Origin of the sequence: Flavobacterium pygoscelis (assembly GCF_023162025.1) — a bacterium.
GTDB lineage: Bacteria > Bacteroidota > Bacteroidia > Flavobacteriales > Flavobacteriaceae > Flavobacterium > Flavobacterium pygoscelis.
This window is the reverse complement of sequence record NZ_JALNUB010000044.1, coordinates 1-446: the sequence shown is the minus strand read 5'-3', so window position 1 is coordinate 446 and position 446 is coordinate 1. Positions and strand designations below refer to the sequence as shown.

Below are 446 nucleotides of genomic sequence, written 5' to 3'. Positions count from 1 at the left end.
TGTCAAGGCTATAGCTAATGCCAACGATAAATAAGTTAATTTTATTTTTTTCATTTTTTAATAAAGTTTTGAAATTTCAATATATCAGTCCCAAAGGAAACTATTTTGTTACAGAAGTTGTCAAAAATAACATAATTTTTAGATTTTTAAGCTCGAGTTTTACTTTCCAATAATGTCAATTGTTTTGAAAACTTCTTTTAATCGAACGCCTTTTTCGGTTTCTTCAACGGTTATGACTTCGTTATGAGCGTCGTGTTCTAACCATAAATAGTACTCGTTTTGAGCAGCTTCTCTTAAAAATTTTTCTTTTTCGGGCAAGGTTAATAAAGGTCGTGTATCGTAACCCATAACGTAAGGCAAAGGCAAATGTCCCGCAGTTGGCAATAAATCGGCCATAAAACAAATGGTTTTGTCTTGAAATTGCACTTTTGGAATCATCATTTTAT

At 31.4% G+C, this 446-nt stretch carries 1 pseudogene; it reads right to left on the bottom strand.

Features of this window, described 5'->3' with window-relative positions:
- Positions 1-159: 159 nt before the first annotated feature.
- A pseudogene (locus tag MW871_RS16300) lies at positions 160-446 on the bottom strand (MBL fold metallo-hydrolase); the annotation flags it as partial.